This is a genomic window from Brucella sp. MAB-22 (assembly GCF_025908475.1).
GTDB lineage: Bacteria > Pseudomonadota > Alphaproteobacteria > Rhizobiales > Rhizobiaceae > Brucella > Brucella anthropi.
Window position 1 is genome coordinate 1,636,416 of record NZ_CP109781.1, and the last position, 18,310, is coordinate 1,654,725.

Here is an 18,310-nt window from a genome sequence, read left to right on the forward strand (position 1 = left end):
CTGTTCGTTCCCCGCGCTGTAACTTATGTTACGTTTTTTCCAATTATGCGCTATTGCGGATTATTTGATACGTCCTATGATTATTTGTCAAACACAATTTCGCCCAAATTCAAAAAGGGCGTTCAGGAACGGGAAGTGCTGTGCCGGTGCATGCAAGCGTTGCGGAACTGATCAATGAACGGATCGATACGATGCCAGCGGGCGAGCGCAGTGCCGCCCAGACGCTGATCGCCAATTACCCGATGCTGGGACTAAAAACTGTCGCGGAGTTTTCCGGCTTGGCCGGTGTCAGCTCCCCAACGATATTGCGCTTTGTGAACAGGCTCGGGTTTCAGAGCTATCCTGATTTTCAAGCGCGCTTGCAGGATGAACTCGCGGCTCAACTGCAATCACCGCACCACCGCAACGAACAGCCGGGAACCGGGCGAGACACAGCCTATCCTGCGGTGGAACATACGCTGGAGAATATTCGGGAGAGTTTCCGGCATTTGGGTGCAAAGCAGTTGCGGCAGGCCGTGTCGGCTTTGAGTGACGCCAAGGGCAATGTCTATCTGATTGGCGGGCGCTTCACCGATCCGATTGCGCAATATATGGCGGCGCATATGACGGTCATTCGCCCGCATGTCTTTCACTTGGGCGGACAGGAGAGCGTGTGGCGTGACCGTCTTCTCGATATGGGAAAGCGCGATGTTCTGGTGGTTTTCGATATTCGTCGTTATCAGGACAGTCTTTTGAAACTGGCTGAGACGGCAAGGTCACGAGGCGTGGAAGTCATCCTCGTGACCGACCAGTGGCTTTCACCGATTGCACGCGTGGCGCGCCATGTTCTGGCGGGACGTACGGCCGTACCGTCAGCCTGGGATTCTTCGGCAGCGCTCTTTGTGCTGGCGGAAACGGTCATTCGCGAAATGACCAGAATGCTTGAAAAAGACAGTGCCGCCCGCATCGCGGAACTTGAAGGATTACGCTGAAAGGGTTGCCGGTACGCGTTTTATTCCAACCCACAGGCCCGCAGAAACAGCGCCGAAACCTCTTTCTCGATCCTTTCGAGATCGAGCGGTTCGTCCTTGTCGAGTTCCATCATGCTGCGAACCTGCGTTTCAAAGTCGGCATAATGCTGGGTGACGGCCCAGATATGCATCTGAAATAGTAGAGGATCGACAGGTTTGATCCGACCATCATCCACCCACGACTGGATGAGTTTCACTGCATTATGGGTCGCTGCGACGTGCTTTTTCCAATGGCGGCTCAGATAAGGTGCACCATTGGCAATTTCGGTGGTGAAAAGGCGCGAGGCTTTGGGGCTTTTCTGGCTATATTCGAGCTTGGCGCGGATATATTGGCGGATCACCTTGGCAGGGTCGTCTTCGGTACTGGCCCCGAGGAATATGTCTTCCCATTCTTCGAGGATGTAGACGATGATATCCTCGTAAAGCTCTTCCTTGCTCGAAATATAGTAGTGCAGTTGCGGCTTGGTGAGACCGGCGCGGTGCGCAATGCCTTGCGTGGATGCCCCCGCAAGGCCTTTTTCGGCAAATTCATCGATCGCGGCAGCCCGTATTGCACCGAGAATGCGCCGCCTGCGTCCGAGAACCTTGTCCCGTCCGGTCAGTTCGGTGTCGTCATTCTCGTCGCCGTTGTTCATTCATGCCTGCCGCGATTGAGGAGGGGTTATTGCCCCAGCTTTTTCTTGATGTCGAGCCCCACGCCCTTGTTTACGAAGGCATCGGTCGCGACCTTGCTCATGTCGAGTTCGTCGCCGCTGACAATCCCTGCCTTGCGGGCGAGTTCGTAGAACGCCTTGACGCGATCCATCGAGATTGCCCCAATTCCCTTTTCGAGCGTATCGCCACTGTCGATAAGCTGAAGGTTCTTGATCCGCTCCAGTTCCGCATCGAGCGTTTCCTTGCTCATATCCGGATTGTCTTTCAGGATCAGTTCATAGGCTTTGCTGCGGTCGCCGTAGAGGAAATTGGTCCAGCCTTCCACGGAAGCGCTGACGAAGCGCTGTACCAGATCAGGGTTCTTTTCGATCAGATCCTGACGGGTTTCGATTGTATTGCCGTAAGTGCTGTAACCGTAGTCGGCGAGGAGATAGGTCGTAACCTTAGCGCCTTCCTTTTCTGCATAGATCGGCTCGGCGGTCGCATAGGCCTGCTGCACGACTTTCTTGTCGTTAAGGAACTGGGCGAGGCTATAGCCATAAGGGCGCAGCTGTTCGTCCTTGAAGCCGAAATCCTTGACGAGCCATGGCCAGAACGAGAACTGGCCGTCCTTCGAAATCAGGATCGTTTCGGCATTGGCCAGGTCCTTGAAGTCCTTGTACGCACCTTCATGCGCCATCAATGCCTGCGGATCCTTCTGGTAGAACGCGGCAACAACCGTCGTCGGCACGCCGTTGGCGACATTGTTGAACGACAGTAGCAAGTTTCCGGTCAGCAGGAAGTCGAGACGACCTGCAGCAAGCATCGGGCGATTGTTGACCTGCGGTCCGCCCATTTCGATTTGCACATCGAGGCCGTATTTTTCATAGGTGCCATCTGCGACAGCCTGATAGAAACCGCCGTGACCGGCTTGTGCGAGCCAGTTGGTACCGAGCGTCACCTTGTCGAGCGCATAGGCCATCTGTGCAGAAAGGCCCATGGAAAGTGCGGCCAACGCCGCAACCAGTGTCTTTTTCATTTGGTTCCCCTTGTTTTAATCAGTCAAAGCCATGTCAGCGGTCCAGCCGCGCGTTTTGCCCGGATTGAGCAGGCCATATGGGTCTGCCAGTTTCTTGAATTCGATCTGGACACTGTCGATTTCTTTCATGCCGCCATCCTCGATGGTGTAGGCATGCGGATCGTAAATATCGCAACCGTCAACCTGCTCCAGTTCCTTGATCAGGCGGTACATCTCGTCACGGCCTTCAAAGCGAACAAGCGGAAGCGCGAAAATCTGCACTTCTCCTTCAAGGCGCGCCATTTCATGATGCATATATTGCGTTTCGCCGTAGCGCTCGATCTGGCGTGTCACTACATCCACGTCAAACGGACGCGGATAGGCGACCTGCAGATAGGTCCAGCCTTCCTCGGCTTTCAGCGCCTGCAAGGTTGTGTGGTTCCAGCCGCACTCATAAGCAGGCTGCAAACCATTCTTGTGCAATTCATCCAGCGTCATGGCGAAGGAAATCTTGCCGCCAAATTCAGTGGCGAGCGCTTCGAAACGAGCCATTTCTTCCGGGGCAATCATGGCAAAAACCGCATCCTTGTCGGATGGGAACAGATCGCCGAACTTGGTGTAAAAGCGCGCAAAACGGCGATCTACAGTGGTCAGAAGATAGCAGTCGAGATTGCCTTCTAGCGCCTTGAGGCAGAAGTTGAGCGTTGCCTCGTAACTATCGAACAAGGCTGCAGTATGTATCCAGTCCGTTGCCTTGGTAAGGCCGATTTCCAGCTCCAGAATGATGCCGTTGGTGCCATAGGCATGTTGAACTTTATGAATGTCGCGTCCGGTCAATTCGATAATCTTCGGCTCCGGTTCGACAGTCAGAACCTTGACCGAATAGACATTGCCATCGTCGCGCAACATGCCGTGACGCAATGAGCCGATGCCGCCTGAACCACCTGAGAAGAAGCCGCCAATCGTGGCGATGCGGCGGGTCGACGGATACATCAACAGTTCCTGACCGGTTTCGCGCACGGCATCGTCCAGACGCGAAATGCGAGCGCCGCCTTCGACACGAACCTTGCCGGGTTCGATGGAAACGATGCGGTCGATCTTGGTCATGTCCAGAATGATGCCGCCTTCGAGCGGAACGCATTGACCGTAATTGCCTGTGCCGCCGCCACGAACGGTGATCGGGATACGCAATTTTGCAGCGGCTGCCGCTACGCGACGCACCTCATCCTGATCTTTCGGGATGACGACGAGATCGCCGACATAATGGCCGATATCTTCGGTGAGGATCGGGCTGTACCAGAAATAATCACGCGAGCGCAGTTCGACCTGCTTTGGGTCGTCATAGATGCGGATTCCATCGATTTCGGCGCGAAATGCGGCCCAGTCGTAGATGCGCTGTGGAGCGGCAGAATTCATGTGGCTCTCCCGTTGATTTGAGGCACGGCAACGCCATTACGCCAGACGACGCGGCGAGCCTGCGGGCGGCTGATGAGATCGTTCAGGTCTGCTGCGTCGTGCCAGACAAAACTGGCCACGCCACCTGCCTGCGGTTGCTGCACGCATTCGCTGCCAATAAGGCGGGCGGGCAGGGTGGTGATGCTGTCGAGCCAGTCCTGCGGCTCGACATGGCAAACCGGCGCTGCGAGACGAAGTATGGCGAGCGGGTCGTAATCGCCATAGGGATAGAATGCATCGCGGACATTGTCGGAACCGAACATGACATCCATGCCTGCTGCGCGCGCTTCCTTCAACGGTGCAACACCGCGCAGGCGCGGAGACTTTCCGCCGATCCGGTCTTGCAGATAGAGGTTTGTCGTGGGTAGCGAAACGAGTGCCGTGCCTGCTTCTGCGGCAGCGTCCAGGATGCGCTGCAGTTCGTCCGGCCTGCGCAGCGACAACGAGCAGGCATGACCGCACAGCACCCGACCAGCCATGCCATGGCGTTTGGTTGCCGATACTATCAGCGAAAACCCGTCTGCTTCGACATCCAGACCTTCATCGACATGGAAGTCGAGATTGAGACCATGCTGCACAGCGAGGCGGAACATCTCTTCGATTTTGGCTTCAAGATCGGCATTGCGATAGAAGAACGCTCCGAAGACACCGCCATCTTTTGCAACACGGGCCGCGATTTGTGAGCCTGCATCAAGCACCAGATCACCATGCACAAGCGCCGCCAGCTGAAGGTCGATCCGGTCTTTCCATTCCTCGCGCAGCTCGTTTAGAACGGGCCATGCAACAGGAACTTCCGGTGTCGTCCAGTCCACATGGCTGCGCATGGCGCCGACGCCTTGTTCGAACGCAGCCTCAATGCCTTTGCTCGCGCGGTCGCGGATATCTTCCGCGCTCCAGTTCTTCCGGTCTGTGCCCATCAGGTCTATGGCGTCGAACAGGCAATCCACTCTGGCGCTGCCATTTTCTGCAATACGCTGAATCGTGAACGTCTTGTCGAGATGGACGTGGATATCCGCAAAAAGCGGGGTGACAAGTCCGCCGCCAACTGCCTGCGACGGAACAAGCGACGCGATGCGATCACCTTCGATTTTGATGTCGTAGTGTCCGGAACGTCCGGCTAAGGCGACGCCAGTCAGCATTTTAGCGCTCACGACGGATTTCGCTTTCGTGCCAGCGTCCGAGGACGAGGCGCGACAACCAGCTTGTGATGAGGAAAATCACGATGCCGAGCAGCGACACGAGGAAAAGTGCCGCAAACATGCGCGGAATTTCGTTGCGGAAGCTCGATTCCAGAATACGCGAGGCAAGACCGGTGCTTTGGCCTGCCGTACCGGCAACGAATTCAGCCACCACAGCGCCAATCAGCGACAGGCCACCAGCGATTTTTAGCGCGGCCATGAAATAGGGCAATGCGCTCGGTGCCAGCAGATAACGCAGGCGCTGCCATGGAGAAGCGCGGTAGAGCTTGAACAGATCGCGCAGGTTGTGGTCGGCGCTGCGCAATCCTATCACCGTGTTGGAGAGGATCGGAAAGAACGCCACGATCCATGCACAGATCAACAAGGCTGAAAATGTGTCGCGCACATAGATGAGGATGAGCGGCGCGATAGCGATGACCGGCGTGACCTGAAGGATAACGGCAAAGGGAAAAAACGCCATTTCTATCGGGCGCGACAGGGCGAAGATCATGCCGAGCAGAACGCCGCCAATAATGGCACAGGCAAGTGAAATCAGGGTTAGCTTGACGGTGAACCACATGGATGCCGTCAAGGATGGACCGTCCTTGATCAGGGTCTCGGCGACCAGCGAAGGAGCTGGGATCAGGTAATGCGGTACCTGATAGTAGCGGACGAGGCCTTCCCATATGCCGAGCGCGATGATGATTGCCAATGTCGGCATCATGATGCGCAAAGTGCGCTCGCGCCGGGCGAGGCGATCCTGTTCGGAATTGAGAACGGGCAGTTCGTTTTGCATCTGGTTCATCTTCCCGCCCTCAATGGTCTATATCTTGAGAAGAAAGCGTCGCGGTCAGCGCGTCGGAAACCTTGGCGCAATATTTCGCATATGCGTCTGTCGTGCGGTAATTTTCAGCGCGAGGATAGGAGCCGATGATCGGTATATCGGCAACCACTCGGCCCGGTCTTGCCGCCATGACGATAACGCGGTTTGACAGGTAAACCGACTCGTAAACGCTGTGGGTGACGAAGATTACCGTCAGGCCATGTTCCTGCCAGAGGCGCAGCACGTCATTATTGAGCTTGAAGCGCGTCATTTCATCGAGTGCCGCAAAAGGTTCGTCCATCAAGAGAAGACGCGGACGTGTAACCAGCGCGCGGGCGATGGAAACGCGCATTTTCATGCCGCCTGAGAGCTCTCGCGGAAAAGCCTTGGCAAAGCGTGACAAGCCAACCTGTGCCAGAGCTTCTTCAACGCGCGGGGTCGCTTCCTTGCGGGAGATACCGGCAAGGCGCAGCGGCAGATAGACATTGTCGAAAACGCTGGCCCACGGCATCAGCGTCGGCTCCTGAAAAACAAAGCCGATATCCTGCGCTCCGATAGGACCTTTGCCGGGAGCATGGCCGTTGACACGGATATCACCGGCGGAAATCGATTCCAGACCGGCAATCATGCGCAGCGCGGTGCTCTTGCCGCAGCCTGATGGACCAAGGAAGCTGACGAACTGGCCTTGCTCGATCTTGAGCGACATGTCGCTCACGGCCATCACACCAGTGCCATATTGCTTGTAGACGCCGTCTATCTCAATCAGAGAGGACGAAGCTTGCGAGTTGGGGGCCACGCTCATTGTCCTTACCAGGCTGGTTGATTGTCGAGCCAGGAAAGCGGCGCTCGTTCGATTTCTGCGAGAACCTCGACCAGCCGCTCGGCGGCAAAATCGATGGTCGCTCGACCTTTTTCGGCAGTCGCGAGCGTTGCGTCGCCAGCGGCGCCATAGGGGTTGATATCCTGAATCTGCCAGGCAGGCTTCGCGCCGCCGCTCAGCGCAAGATGCTTGAAATCACGTGCAAAAGTTTCCGTAAGAGTGCGGAAATCCTGAGCTTTCGACATGTCGACCAGGTCTGGATGCATTTCCAGCATCACCGAGGTTTCCATGTCACCGGCATGAATGCCGTGCTTGGCATCGTGGTCGCTGTAGACGCCTTCCGGCATTCCGAGACCGAACCAGTTGATGCTCACCACCATCATATTGTGGCGAATACGAAGTTCTCGTGCCACGATATCCATGACACTGATCTGGCCGCCATGGCTGTTGAGAAGCGCCATCTTGCGAACGCCGCTTGCCGCCACGCAGCCGCCTATTTCGCACCACATGCGAATGATCGTCTCTGCCGAGAACGTCAGCGTGCCGGGATAAAGACTGTGTTCGTTGCTCTTGCCAATGGCCTGCGTCGGCAGGAAAAGCGCGTGGCTTGTTTCAGGCAGGCGGGCGATTGTTTCCTTCACCATGCCGTCGACAATGGCGGCATCGACCGCCAGCGGCAGGTGCGGTCCGTGCTGTTCGATTGCGCCGACGGGCAGAACCGCCACGAGCTTCTCGCGATCGAGGCGGGAGAATGCCTCGCTCGTATAATCGGACCAATATCGTTTCAAGATTGCAACTCCTACACGCTCGGGCCAAGGGCGTTAGACATATCCTACTAAACAATCTGACCGATCGGTCAAACTAAATGTTTTAAATATTCGAATTGCGTGCAATTAAGGTGTGAATCCGTGGCTATTCGGTCACGCGACGGGCCGTGACGTGTTTATGATGCGCGGAAATTTCCGGAGGTCCTATGGACGACAGATGCATTATCATTGGTGCCGGCCATGCCGGTTCGCAGGCCGCTATCAGCCTTCGGCAGGAAGGCTATGCAGGCGAAATCGTTCTCATCAACGACGAAACCGATATTCCCTATCATAAGCCTCCGCTCTCCAAATCCTATTTGAAAGCCCCGGAAGGCGGTGGCCTGGTGTTGCGCCCGGAAGCAACCTATCGCGACAATAATATCGAGATGCTGTTCGGCCATCACGTCGATGCCGTATCGATTGCCGACAAGACGGTCGCGCTTGATGATGGGCACGTGTTGAACTGGTCTGAACTGATCTTCGCGACCGGCGCACGTGCGCGCATTCCCAATGTACCGGGTGTCGGGCTCGAAGGTGTCTTTACGCTGCGCCGGATGGAAGATGCACGCCGTATCGCAGCGGCAATGCCGAATGTCGAGAATGTCGTCATTATCGGTGGCGGTTTCATTGGCCTCGAAATGGCCCATAGCGCAATCGCGCTTGGCAAAAAGACGGTTCTGATCGAAGCGGCGCCTCGTGTGCTGGGTCGTTCGGTTGCAACGCATATCTCTGCCCATGTGGAAGCGCGCAGCCGCGCCGCTAACATCACACTTTTAACCGGTCTCGGCGTGGCGGCAGTCGAGGGGGAAAATAACCATGTTATCGGCGTTAAAGCTGCAGACGGCACGATATTCCCGGCGGATATGGTCGTGATCGGCACTGGTGCGGTACCAAATGTGGAGCTTGCAGTAACGGCGGGACTTGCAATCGACAATGGGATTATTGTCGACGAGAACCTGCGTACTTCTGCTAGCCATGTCTACGCCATTGGCGATTGCGTGAGCTACGATCACTTTCATGCTGGTCGCCGGGTACGGCTGGAATCGGTACAAAACGCGACCGATCAGGCAAAGCATGTGGCGCGCACCATTGTCGGACGCGAAGCGCCGTTTCGGGAAGTCGCCTGGTTCTGGTCCGATCAGGGCGATATGAAGCTGCAGACGGCAGGACTTTCCTTCGATGCTGATCGGCATATCCTTTCGGGGAACCCGGAAGAAAATGCATTTTCCATCTTCCATTTTGCCGGTGACAGGCTTGTTGCTGTCGATTCCATCAATCGTCCGGCGGACCATATGATCGCGCGCCGTCTGCTGGCTGCGGGTATTAATCCGACCGAGGCCGATATTGCCGCCGGGGCGGCGCGGCTGAAAGAAATGCTGGCCGCTGCGCCGAAATCTTGAGGATTCACGATGAACAGTTTGAAACATCTGCTGCCCGCTGACATGGCAGCACCCTTTGCCGCCTACAGCCATGGCGTGAAGGTTAAAGCCGGTGCTGAAATGATTTTCTGTTCCGGTCAGTTAGGCATCGCGCAGGATGGAAATGTGCCGGAAGACGCAGGCGCTCAGGCTGAACTCTGCTTCGAGAATATTCGCCGTATTTTGCGCGATGGCGGTATGAACCTTTCCGATGTCGTGCGTATCAACGCCTATGTGACAGACCGGGGCCATATGCGTCCTTATATGGATGTTCGTGACAGGCTGTTCCCGCAACCAGCGCCAGCCTCCACGCTGATGATCGTTTCCGGTTTCACGCGTGAGGAATTCAAGGTCGAAATCGAGGTGGCCGCGGCCAGATAATCGTTTGTTTTTGAGCCGTCAAAGCGCCGCAGCAATGCGTATCGCCTTTGCCTGAAAGGAGTGGTAGGGTTGTCCGACATCCTCCATTCCCTTCAGGCCCATTCATGTCCAAAATTCAGCCTTCGGCTTCATCGCCGGAAACTTCGCTACGTTCGTCTGCACGATTGGCGGAACTAGCGCTTGCCATCGGCGGCTTCGGTATAGGTACCGGTGAGTTCGCCATTATGGCGCTGCTGCCAGATATCGCGCGTGATCTTAGTGTGACCATACCGCAAGGCGGCCATCTCATCAGTTCTTACGCGCTCGGTGTTCTGATTGGCGCACCGGTGCTTGCAGTGATCGGCGCAAAGCTTGACCGCCGCAAGCTCCTCTTCCTGCTTATGGGGCTGTTCGCTTTCGGTAATCTCGCAAGTGCATTCATGCAGGACTATGGCGGTCTTTACATGATGCGGTTCGTTGCGGGTTTTCCTCACGGAGCCTATTTCGGCGTTGCTTCACTTGTCGCCGCATCTTTGGCGGAACCGGGCAAGCGTGCTCAGGCTGTAGGACGGGTCATGATGGGACTGACCATCGCGACATTGTGCGGGACGCCGCTTGCGACCTCTCTCGGCCAGATTGCCGGGTGGCGCGCAATGTTTGCATCCGTTGGCCTGATCGCAATGCTAACTATGGTGCTGGTCGCGATCTATGTACCCAAACAGCCTGCAGAGGAGGGGGCGTCACCCCTGCGCGAACTGGGAGCATTCCGCCGCAAGCAAGTCTGGCTGACGCTTGGGATTGGTGCAATTGGCACGGGCGGCCTGTTTTCCGTTTTTACCTATGTCGCGGCAACAATTACCGAGGTTTCGCATGTCGATGTGAAATGGATGCCTTTCGTCTTCGCGATGTTCGGCCTCGGCATGGTGCTTGGAAATATAGTTGGGTCGCGACTGACAGATCGTTCGGTTATGGGAACTGTTGGTCTGGTGCTGCTCTATGATATGGCCGTCATGTTGGCATTCCCCGTCCTCATGCAGCATCCTGTGACTGCATTCTTGAACGTGCTTCTGGTCGGCGGCGGGTTTGCACTCGTCCCCGCATTGCAAACGCGTCTGATGGATGTAGCGGCGGATGCGCAAACGCTGGCGGCTGCCCTCAACCATTCCGCGCTCAATCTCGCCAATGCGCTCGGTGCTTGGCTCGGCGGTCTTGCGGTTGCATGGGGCTATGGCTGGACGTCGACGGGAACAGTCGGCGCATTGCTTGCCTTATCTGGTCTGGCGGTCTTTGCAATCTCGATTGCATTCGACAGACGCGGTGCGGCAACACCTGCCTCGCAAGAGGCATAAATACAGCCCATAAACGAAAACACCCGTCGCGGGAGGAGGCGACGGGTGTTTTATGGGGAAGACCGGACTTGGGAGGAGGACATCCGGTCTTGAATCACCGAGGAAATGGGAGGAGGAGAAAGCACCCCGGTGATATTCTGGAAACTGTAGGACCGCGCGGTTATGGGGACTCGCGATCCTTGAAGAAGGCCAATGCCTTCCGGGGGGGAGCGCTATTAGCGAGCAGCGGCCTTGCGTGCAACGAACGGGATTTCCGAAGGCAGGATGCCAAGGTCGTTCAGTTCACGTGGGCTCAGGCGGCTCAGTTCGTTTACGGTGTTACGGTAACGGCGCCAGTTGTTGTACGAGCGGATCAGGTTCATTTCTCTCACCTAGTAAAATCTTATCTCTTTGTTGCAAACAGCATATAGGCTTGAAGCATTTCGAATTGGAGAGACAGATTTGCATAGCTGCAATGCGTTAAAGCTTGTCAGTTGCACGCCTTTTGCGCAGCTTGGTCATCATGCGATCACAATCTGATGCCCTGTTAGGCAAATCGGCTGGATTCAGGCTGCTCCGGCAGCTAACTGGTTAAAACTTCTTTAAAAATTTGCTGGCCGAAAAACTGCTCCACAAAATGTGGTGGAGAGCGGCGCGTCCAACTGATTTAGTTGCCGGTAAATGCGCGGTCTCGTCTGTGCCGCAATATGCATGTATAATAGAGTATAAATCCGGACCTCCTGTCCGCTTTAAATTTTGTCGCAAAAGTCCGGGAAATCGTCGGTTAGAGACAACAATTCTACATGACTTGCGCGCCGGATTGGGGTAAGGGAGTTTCGTCGGGTGTCGGGACGCCATATCATGTGACGTTCTTGCACTGTCTGTCTGCGGGAGAGCGCCAATTGGCCGCCGAAGGGGAAATCGCCCGAAATCTCTCAGGTACAAGGAACCGCAGACGGGTAAGACAACTCTGGAAAGTCAGGGGAAACCCTGCGCCGAAGGTGTAAGTATGGCATCCTTGCCATGCGAGTCTCTCAGGCCTGAGACAGAGGGGCACGAAGCAACCGCATTTTGCGGAGGCACACGTGCGACTCTGGAGTTGTTATGGGCGATACCGCACATTTGAATACCCTGCCTTTGCAGGATTTGCATGAACAGGCTGGCGCGCGCTTCGGCGGCTTTGCTGGTTGGAACATGCCGATCACCTATCCGCTGGGCGTCATGAAGGAACATCTTCATACGCGTGAACATGCGGGCCTTTTCGACATTTCTCATATGAAGCTGATCGAGATTTCGGGCGCGGATGCCGCTGCGCTTCTTGCCGAAACCTGTCCGCTTGACCCGATTGTGCTGAAGGAAGGCCAGTCGAAGTACACTTTCTTCCTCAATGATAATGGCGGGGTTCTGGACGATCTGATCGTCACGCGTCTTGGCGAAGACCGTTTCATGGTTGTCGCCAATGCGGGCAATGCCGATGCCGATATCGAGCATTTGACGGAAGCTGCATCGGGCAAGGACGTTAAGGTCAATCCTCTTGACCGTGTGTTTCTTGCTCTTCAGGGGCCGGAAGCGGAAGCCGTCATCAATGATGCCGGGCTGGCTGGAGCTGAGCTTGCTTTCATGAGCGGGTTTGAACCCAAGGCTGGCTGGTTCATGACCCGTTCGGGCTATACCGGCGAGGATGGTTTCGAGATCGGCGTTCCAGCCGATGAAGCCCGTGCGCTTGCAATGAAACTGCTTGCCGACGAGCGCGTCGAATGGATCGGCCTGGCTGCTCGCGACAGTCTGCGCCTTGAAGCCGGTCTCTGCCTGCACGGTCAGGACATCACGCCGGAAACGGATCCTGTTTCGGCGGGCCTCACATGGGCAATCACCAAAGCCGTGCGCGAAAAGGCTGCATTCAACGGCGCAAAAGCCGTGCTGGACGCGATCGCCAAGGGCGCATCTGCCAAGCGCGTCGGTCTGAAGCCGGAAGGCCGCCAGCCGGTTCGCGGCGGAGCCGATCTTTTTGATGAATCCGGTCGCCAGATCGGAACTGTTACTTCCGGTGGGTTCGGTCCATCGGCAGGCTTCCCAGTCGCCATGGGTTATGTCGAGGCAAGCCTCGCTACCCCCGGCACACGTGTTTTCGCTGACGTTCGCGGCAACAAGGTTCCCGTTGACGTTTCGGCGCTTCCCTTCACTCCGCATCGCTATCGCAAAGGATGATTTCCATGGCCAATATCCTGTTCACCGAAGATCACGAGTGGATCAGCGTCGAAAACGGCGTTGCCACTGTCGGCATTACGATCCACGCACAGGAACAACTGGGTGACCTCGTTTTCGTCGAACTGCCGGACGTCGGCCGCACGGCCACCAAGGGCGAAGGCATCGTGGTTGTGGAATCGGTCAAGGCTGCTTCCGACGTTTACGCGCCAGTCGATGGTGAAGTGGTCGAAGTCAACGAAGCCGTTGCAAGCGATCCAGCCCTTATCAATCAGGCCGCAGAAGGCGAAGGTTGGCTGTTCAAGCTGAAGCTTTCCGACGAAGGCCAGCTCTCCGGTCTCCTTGACAAGGCCGGTTACGACAAACTGGTAGGATAAACAAATGACGCAACAGGTTCTTCCCTTTGTTGCCCGTCATATCGGGCCAAGACTGGAAGACGAGCGCGCAATGCTTGCAGCGCTCGGCCTTCCTTCCATGGAAACCCTTATCACCCAGGCGGTTCCAGCATCCATTCGTTTGAATCGCGCGCTCGATTTGCCAGCCGCTTTGAGCGAACATGCAGCACTTGCGGAGCTCAATGAAATCATGGGCCGCAATGTGGTGAAGAAGAGCTTCATCGGCGCGGGCTATCATGGTGTGGAAACGCCACCCGTCATTCAGCGCAACCTGTTTGAGAATCCGGCCTGGTACACGGCTTATACGCCTTACCAGTCGGAAATCAGCCAGGGTCGTCTTGAGCTTCTTTTCCACTTTCAGACGCTGGTTGCGGAACTGACCGGTCTGCCGGTTGCCTGCGCATCGCTCCTGGATGAAGCGACTGCGGTTGCTGAAGCCATCGGCGTTGCTTGTCGTCACCACCGCGACAAGCGCAGCCGTATTCTGCTTGCAGGTGAACTGCACCCACAGACCGTCGATGTGATCAACACCCGCGCCGAACCGCTCGGCTGGGAGATCGAAACTGGCAGCACTGTCGATGACAATACCGCTGCCATCGTCGTGCCGTGGCCGAATACGCGTGGTGTCTATGGCGATTTCAGCAAGGTCATCGCCGATGCGAAAACCAAGGGCGCCCTCGTCATCGCCGTTGCCGATCCGCTGGCGTTGACCATTATGGAAGCGCCTGCCAGCTGGGGTGCCGACATGGCTGTAGGCTCCATGCAGCGTTATGGCGTTCCGATGGGCTTCGGCGGCCCGCACGCCGCGTATCTGGCGGTGTCTGAGCCTCTGACCCGCATCATTCCGGGCCGCATCGTCGGTCAGTCGGTTGATGCGCATGGTCGTGCGGCCTATCGTCTGGCGCTCCAGACTCGTGAACAGCATATCCGTCGCGACAAGGCCACCTCGAACATCTGCACCGCGCAGGCGCTGCTTGCCAATATGGCTGCATCTTTCGCGATCTGGCATGGCCCGGCAGGACTGCAGGCTATTGCTACACGCGTGGCCGGCCTTGCTGCACGCTTTGCGGCTGGCCTCAAGGCTGCTGGTGTCGAGATCGCAGGTGATAGCCTGTTTGATACGGTAACGATTAAAGTTGCCGGTAAGGCTGCGAAGATTGCCGACGAAGCCGACAAGGGCGGTCGTCTGCTCCGCATCGTTGATGCGGATACAGTTGGTGTCACCTTTGACGAAACCTCGACCGAGGAAGATCTTGCAGCACTCGCCGTTCTGTTCGGTGCCAAGCCGGTCGATGGCGACAAAGCTTTCGTTCCCGGCAAGGGGCGCGGCGAAGGTTTCCTCACGCAGGACGTGTTCCATTCGCACCGTTCGGAAACCGAGATGATGCGCTTCCTGCGTCGTCTGGCCGACAAGGATCTGGCGCTTGATCGTGCGATGATCCCGCTTGGCTCTTGCACCATGAAGCTCAATGCAGCGGCAGAAATGATGCCGGTGAGCTGGAATACGGTTGCAAACCTGCATCCATTCGCGCCTGCGGCCCAGACTGAAGGCTATGCGAAGATGACGGCTGACGTCGAAGCATGGCTTTGCGAAATCACCGGCTTTGCGGGTGTTTCGTTGCAGCCGAATGCAGGCAGTCAGGGCGAATATGCTGGTCTCCTGGCCATCCGCCACTATCACCAGTCACGCGGCGAAGGTCATCGCAACATCTGCCTTATCCCATCGTCTGCACATGGCACTAATCCGGCCAGTGCTTCGATGGCAGGCATGAGCGTTGTTGTGGTCAATTGCCGTCCGGATGGCGATATCGATATCGACGATCTCAAGGCCAAGGCCGAGAAGCATCGCGATAATCTCGCGGCGTTCATGATTACCTATCCGTCGACCTATGGCGTGTTCGAGGAAGGCATCAAGGCTTTCTGCGAAATCGTCCACGATAATGGCGGTCAGGTCTATTTCGATGGCGCAAACCTCAATGCACTCGTCGGCCTTGCGCGCCCTTGCGATATCGGCGCCGATGTCTGCCACATGAACCTGCACAAGACCTTCTGCATCCCGCACGGCGGTGGTGGTCCGGGCGTCGGTCCGATTGGTGTTGCCAAGCATCTGGTGCCTTACCTGCCGGGCCATGTGGATATCGGTTCCAAGCATGCGGTTTCGGCTGCACCGTTTGGTAGCGCATCCATTCTGGTCATTACGTGGATGTATATCCGCATGATGGGCGGCGCAGGTCTCAAGAAGGCAACCGAAGCTGCGATCCTAAATGCCAACTACATCGCGCATCGCTTGAAGGACGCCTATCCGATCCTTTACACCGGCGCGCATGATCGTGTGGCGCATGAGTGCATCGTCGATACGCGTGTTCTGAAGGACAGCGCAGGTGTGTCCGTGGAAGACGTGGCCAAGCGCCTCATCGACTATGGTTTCCATGCACCGACCATGTCCTGGCCGGTCGCCGGAACGCTGATGATCGAACCGACCGAGTCTGAGCCGAAGTCGGAAATCGACCGTCTCTGCGATGCGATGATCGCCATTGCGGGCGAAGCGAAGAAGGTTGCCGACGGCGTTTGGCCAGCAGATGACAATCCGCTTGCCAATGCACCGCACACGGCAGGCGATACACTGGCAACGGAATGGGCGCATCCTTACACGCGTGAGGAAGCCGTATTCCCGGCAAGCGCGATCAATGGCGATTTCGATGCGACGGCAAAATACTGGCCGCCGGTCAGCCGTGTCGACAATGTCGGCGGCGACAGAAATCTCATCTGCTCGTGTCCGCCAGTAGCAGCCTACGGCTGAGATAAAATGTAGGTCTATTGATGGAAAGCGCCGCGGAAACGCGGCGCTTTTTTCTATGTTGCACCCAAGTGTATTTGGCTGATTAACTGAGAATAAGTTAATTTACAGAGGGGCGAATATAGTGAAGCTGATTTTTATGAATTAGTGTTTTTAAAACAGCAAGTTGCACAAGTTGCACATTTTTAGTGAAACGAGCCGCTATCCAGATTTTGGGCAAAAAAAGAGCCGGACTGGGAAGTCCGGCTAAGTTATGAAGGTGCCACATTGGGCAAACCTCCAGAGGGGAACACTTACCGCGCGCAATGGGAGGAGGCACAGCGGTAAGTGACTGTGATATGTATCACCTTGCTCCAATCTTCAACCCCTGAAACACGAAATTTTTGACCATTTCGGAAAATTCTGAAACTTTTCGAATTTCGGCCGTGTTCTTTGGCTTATTGGTCAGTATTTGTATCCCATGGCGGCTTCGCCGTACTCCAAATCGAAACAATCTCCCGTTGCAAATGCCAAGTCGGTTGCGACTAGCAAATCGGCCCGCAAAGTTTTGGGATGTATTCGCACTGGCTGGTGGCTAGGATGTCATCAGGAACATGTTGGCATCGCTGCGAATGGGAGATTTTATGGATTTGCGGCTGCTTCTGCTTATGGTTGTCGCCGGGATAGGCTTCGGCGTTCTGTTAATTCATTTTCTGGGTGGAGGGCTTAAGCGCAGCATTCTTCCCGACGACGAAAGTGTCAAAGCGCGCTTTCATCTTGATTATCCCGAAATCGAAATCGGTGAGATTTGTTATACCGACGATCATCGTACAGCATTTTTCCTGTTGCGTGGCGCATCCACAGGGCTCGTCCATAGCGTCGGGGACCGCTTTTTGACGCGATGCGTGACCGCTGCAGACGTCCTGACACTTGAGCACAAGGGCGATACTGAATTGATATTGCATATGAAGGATTTTACCTGGCCCAAAGCGCGGTTTCTTTTCAGTAATGCTGAGGATCGGGAAAGAGTGATATCCTGGCTTTCAGGTCTGTCTGGGGAGGGGAGCCGACATGGATAGCAATCCGGTATTTTTCGATGTGACGCGTGTTGCGATCCCGCTTTATGTGCTGGGAATTCTGATTGAGCTCGTGGCAATCCGCTATTGGCAACGCAAGGGCGAATTTGAGACAAGAGACGCTTTTACAAGCCTGTTGATGGGGGCGGGCAATGTTGCAGCGGGTTTGCTGCTCGGCTTCGTTTCCGTGACAGCGCTGCTTTGGGTTTGGCAGTTCCGCTTTCTTGATCTCGGCCTGCACTGGTGGGTATTTGTGGTCGCCTTCATCTTCGATGATTTGCGCTACTACTGCTATCATCGGATTGCGCATCGTGTGCGCTGGGTCTGGGCGGAACACGTCAACCACCACTCCAGCCAGCATTATAATCTCACGACGGCGCTGCGTCAGTCGTGGACAGGACAGATGACGGGCATGTTCGTGTTGCAAGTGCCGATGGTACTCTTCGGATTTCACCCTGCGGTGATCGCCTTCGTCTATGGGTTCAATCTGATCTATCAATTCTGGATTCACACGGAAGCCATAGATAAACTACCGAGGCCTATCGAGTTCATCTTCAACACCCCGTCGCATCACCGCGTACATCACGCGACCAATCCGCGTTATCTTGATGCAAATTACGCTGGCACGCTGATTATCTGGGATCGCATGTTCGGCACTTTCGTGGAGGAATTACCGGAAGATATGCCGCGCTATGGCATCGTGAAAAATGTCGGCACATTTAATCCGGTGCGTGTGGCGTTTCACGAATGGGTTGGTATGTTTAAAGACGTATTCTCGTCAGGTCTCACCTTGCGGCAGCGCCTGATGTATATAATCGCGCCTCCCGGCTGGAGCCATGATGGCAGCCGCAAGACATCCGAAGATTTGAAAGCTGACTATGTCAGGCTTAATCCGTCGCAAGCCGGGAAAGCAGGTTTGCCCGAGGGATTTGAAACCTAGATCGGTTTGATTTCAGTTCGCCATCAACTGCTGTCTAAAAGTGCTTGGGCCATGGCTTCAGTGCATTTT

The 18,310-nt window shown here is 55.9% G+C and carries 17 protein-coding genes and 1 riboswitch; of the genes, 9 read left to right on the forward strand and 8 right to left on the reverse strand.

Translation table 11 applies throughout. The features are described 5' to 3' along the window. Nucleotides 1–191: 191 nt before the first annotated feature. Nucleotides 192–971, forward strand: coding sequence for a MurR/RpiR family transcriptional regulator (locus OHI65_RS07580; RefSeq protein WP_231771610.1), 780 nt, complete (start codon nt 192–194; stop codon nt 969–971). A gap of 20 nt (nt 972–991) precedes the next feature. Here the strand turns inward: OHI65_RS07580 and OHI65_RS07585 are convergent, their stop codons facing one another. Genes OHI65_RS07585 through OHI65_RS07615 form a run of 7 tightly spaced genes read right to left on the reverse strand, consistent with a single transcriptional unit; the run spans nt 992 to nt 7,725 of the window. Further along, nucleotides 992–1,645: a TetR family transcriptional regulator C-terminal domain-containing protein gene (locus OHI65_RS07585; protein WP_125301177.1), complete on the reverse strand. Its 654-nt coding sequence runs from the start codon at nt 1,643–1,645 to the stop codon at nt 992–994. A gap of 26 nt (nt 1,646–1,671) precedes the next feature. Further along, on the reverse strand, nt 1,672–2,682 hold the full coding sequence (locus OHI65_RS07590) for an ABC transporter substrate-binding protein (RefSeq protein ID WP_036587463.1): 1,011 nt from the start codon (nt 2,680–2,682) through the stop codon (nt 1,672–1,674). A gap of 15 nt (nt 2,683–2,697) precedes the next feature. Then, nucleotides 2,698–4,077: an FAD-binding oxidoreductase gene (locus OHI65_RS07595; RefSeq protein WP_012093226.1), complete on the reverse strand. Its 1,380-nt coding sequence runs from the start codon at nt 4,075–4,077 to the stop codon at nt 2,698–2,700. Continuing rightward, entirely contained in the window at nt 4,074–5,267 is a 1,194-nt protein-coding gene (locus tag OHI65_RS07600) for an amidohydrolase family protein (protein WP_235824428.1), read from the reverse strand. The genes OHI65_RS07595 and OHI65_RS07600 overlap by 4 nt, the downstream gene beginning before the upstream one ends. Next, the gene (locus OHI65_RS07605) at nt 5,257–6,099 is read right to left on the reverse strand and encodes an ABC transporter permease (protein ID WP_185755973.1); all 843 of its coding nucleotides are present in this window, start codon (nt 6,097–6,099) and stop codon (nt 5,257–5,259) included. The genes OHI65_RS07600 and OHI65_RS07605 overlap by 11 nt, the downstream gene beginning before the upstream one ends. Before the next feature lie 10 nt (nt 6,100–6,109). Then, nucleotides 6,110–6,919, reverse strand: coding sequence for an ABC transporter ATP-binding protein (locus OHI65_RS07610; RefSeq protein WP_125301176.1), 810 nt, complete (start codon nt 6,917–6,919; stop codon nt 6,110–6,112). A 5-nt stretch (nt 6,920–6,924) separates the two neighbouring features. After that, on the reverse strand, nt 6,925–7,725 hold the full coding sequence (locus OHI65_RS07615; protein WP_010659054.1) for a creatininase family protein: 801 nt from the start codon (nt 7,723–7,725) through the stop codon (nt 6,925–6,927). A gap of 185 nt (nt 7,726–7,910) precedes the next feature. Here OHI65_RS07615 and OHI65_RS07620 point away from each other — a divergent pair, with 185 nt between their 5' ends. The 3 genes from OHI65_RS07620 to OHI65_RS07630 all read left to right on the forward strand — a co-directional run bounded on the left by OHI65_RS07620 (nt 7,911) and on the right by OHI65_RS07630 (nt 10,870). After that, nucleotides 7,911–9,143: an NAD(P)/FAD-dependent oxidoreductase gene (locus tag OHI65_RS07620; protein WP_125301175.1), complete on the forward strand. Its 1,233-nt coding sequence runs from the start codon at nt 7,911–7,913 to the stop codon at nt 9,141–9,143. Nucleotides 9,144–9,152: 9 nt separating this feature from the next. Continuing rightward, nucleotides 9,153–9,542, forward strand: a complete 390-nt coding sequence (locus tag OHI65_RS07625) for a RidA family protein (protein ID WP_125301174.1) — start codon at nt 9,153–9,155, stop codon at nt 9,540–9,542. 104 nt (nt 9,543–9,646) lie between these two features. After that, nucleotides 9,647–10,870, forward strand: a complete 1,224-nt coding sequence (locus tag OHI65_RS07630) for an MFS transporter (RefSeq protein ID WP_125301173.1) — start codon at nt 9,647–9,649, stop codon at nt 10,868–10,870. A gap of 215 nt (nt 10,871–11,085) precedes the next feature. Here the strand turns inward: OHI65_RS07630 and OHI65_RS07635 are convergent, their stop codons facing one another. Continuing rightward, complete coding sequence (locus OHI65_RS07635) at nt 11,086–11,232, reverse strand: DUF1127 domain-containing protein (RefSeq protein WP_002965914.1); 147 nt, start codon at nt 11,230–11,232, stop codon at nt 11,086–11,088. 495 nt (nt 11,233–11,727) lie between these two features. Next, nucleotides 11,728–11,811, forward strand: a riboswitch (glycine riboswitch). Nucleotides 11,812–11,953: 142 nt separating this feature from the next. On the opposite strand from OHI65_RS07635, the gene gcvT reads away from it, so the two are divergent. From gcvT to OHI65_RS07660, 5 genes are all read left to right on the forward strand, one after another. Continuing rightward, the gene (gcvT, locus tag OHI65_RS07640) at nt 11,954–13,057 is read left to right on the forward strand and encodes a glycine cleavage system aminomethyltransferase GcvT (RefSeq protein WP_012093217.1); all 1,104 of its coding nucleotides are present in this window, start codon (nt 11,954–11,956) and stop codon (nt 13,055–13,057) included. Nucleotides 13,058–13,062: 5 nt separating this feature from the next. After that, nucleotides 13,063–13,431 carry a glycine cleavage system protein GcvH gene (gene gcvH / locus OHI65_RS07645; RefSeq protein ID WP_010659049.1) on the forward strand — a complete coding sequence of 123 codons (369 nt, stop codon included), beginning with the start codon at nt 13,063–13,065 and terminating at the stop codon, nt 13,429–13,431. A 4-nt stretch (nt 13,432–13,435) separates the two neighbouring features. Further along, nucleotides 13,436–16,249, forward strand: a complete 2,814-nt coding sequence (gene gcvP / locus OHI65_RS07650; protein WP_125301172.1) for an aminomethyl-transferring glycine dehydrogenase — start codon at nt 13,436–13,438, stop codon at nt 16,247–16,249. Nucleotides 16,250–16,839: 590 nt separating this feature from the next. Continuing rightward, nucleotides 16,840–17,304, forward strand: coding sequence for a hypothetical protein (locus OHI65_RS07655; RefSeq protein WP_094515646.1), 465 nt, complete (start codon nt 16,840–16,842; stop codon nt 17,302–17,304). After that, on the forward strand, nt 17,297–18,241 hold the full coding sequence (locus OHI65_RS07660; RefSeq protein WP_012093214.1) for a sterol desaturase family protein: 945 nt from the start codon (nt 17,297–17,299) through the stop codon (nt 18,239–18,241). The genes OHI65_RS07655 and OHI65_RS07660 overlap by 8 nt, the downstream gene beginning before the upstream one ends. The last annotated feature ends 69 nt before the right edge of the window (nt 18,242–18,310 follow it).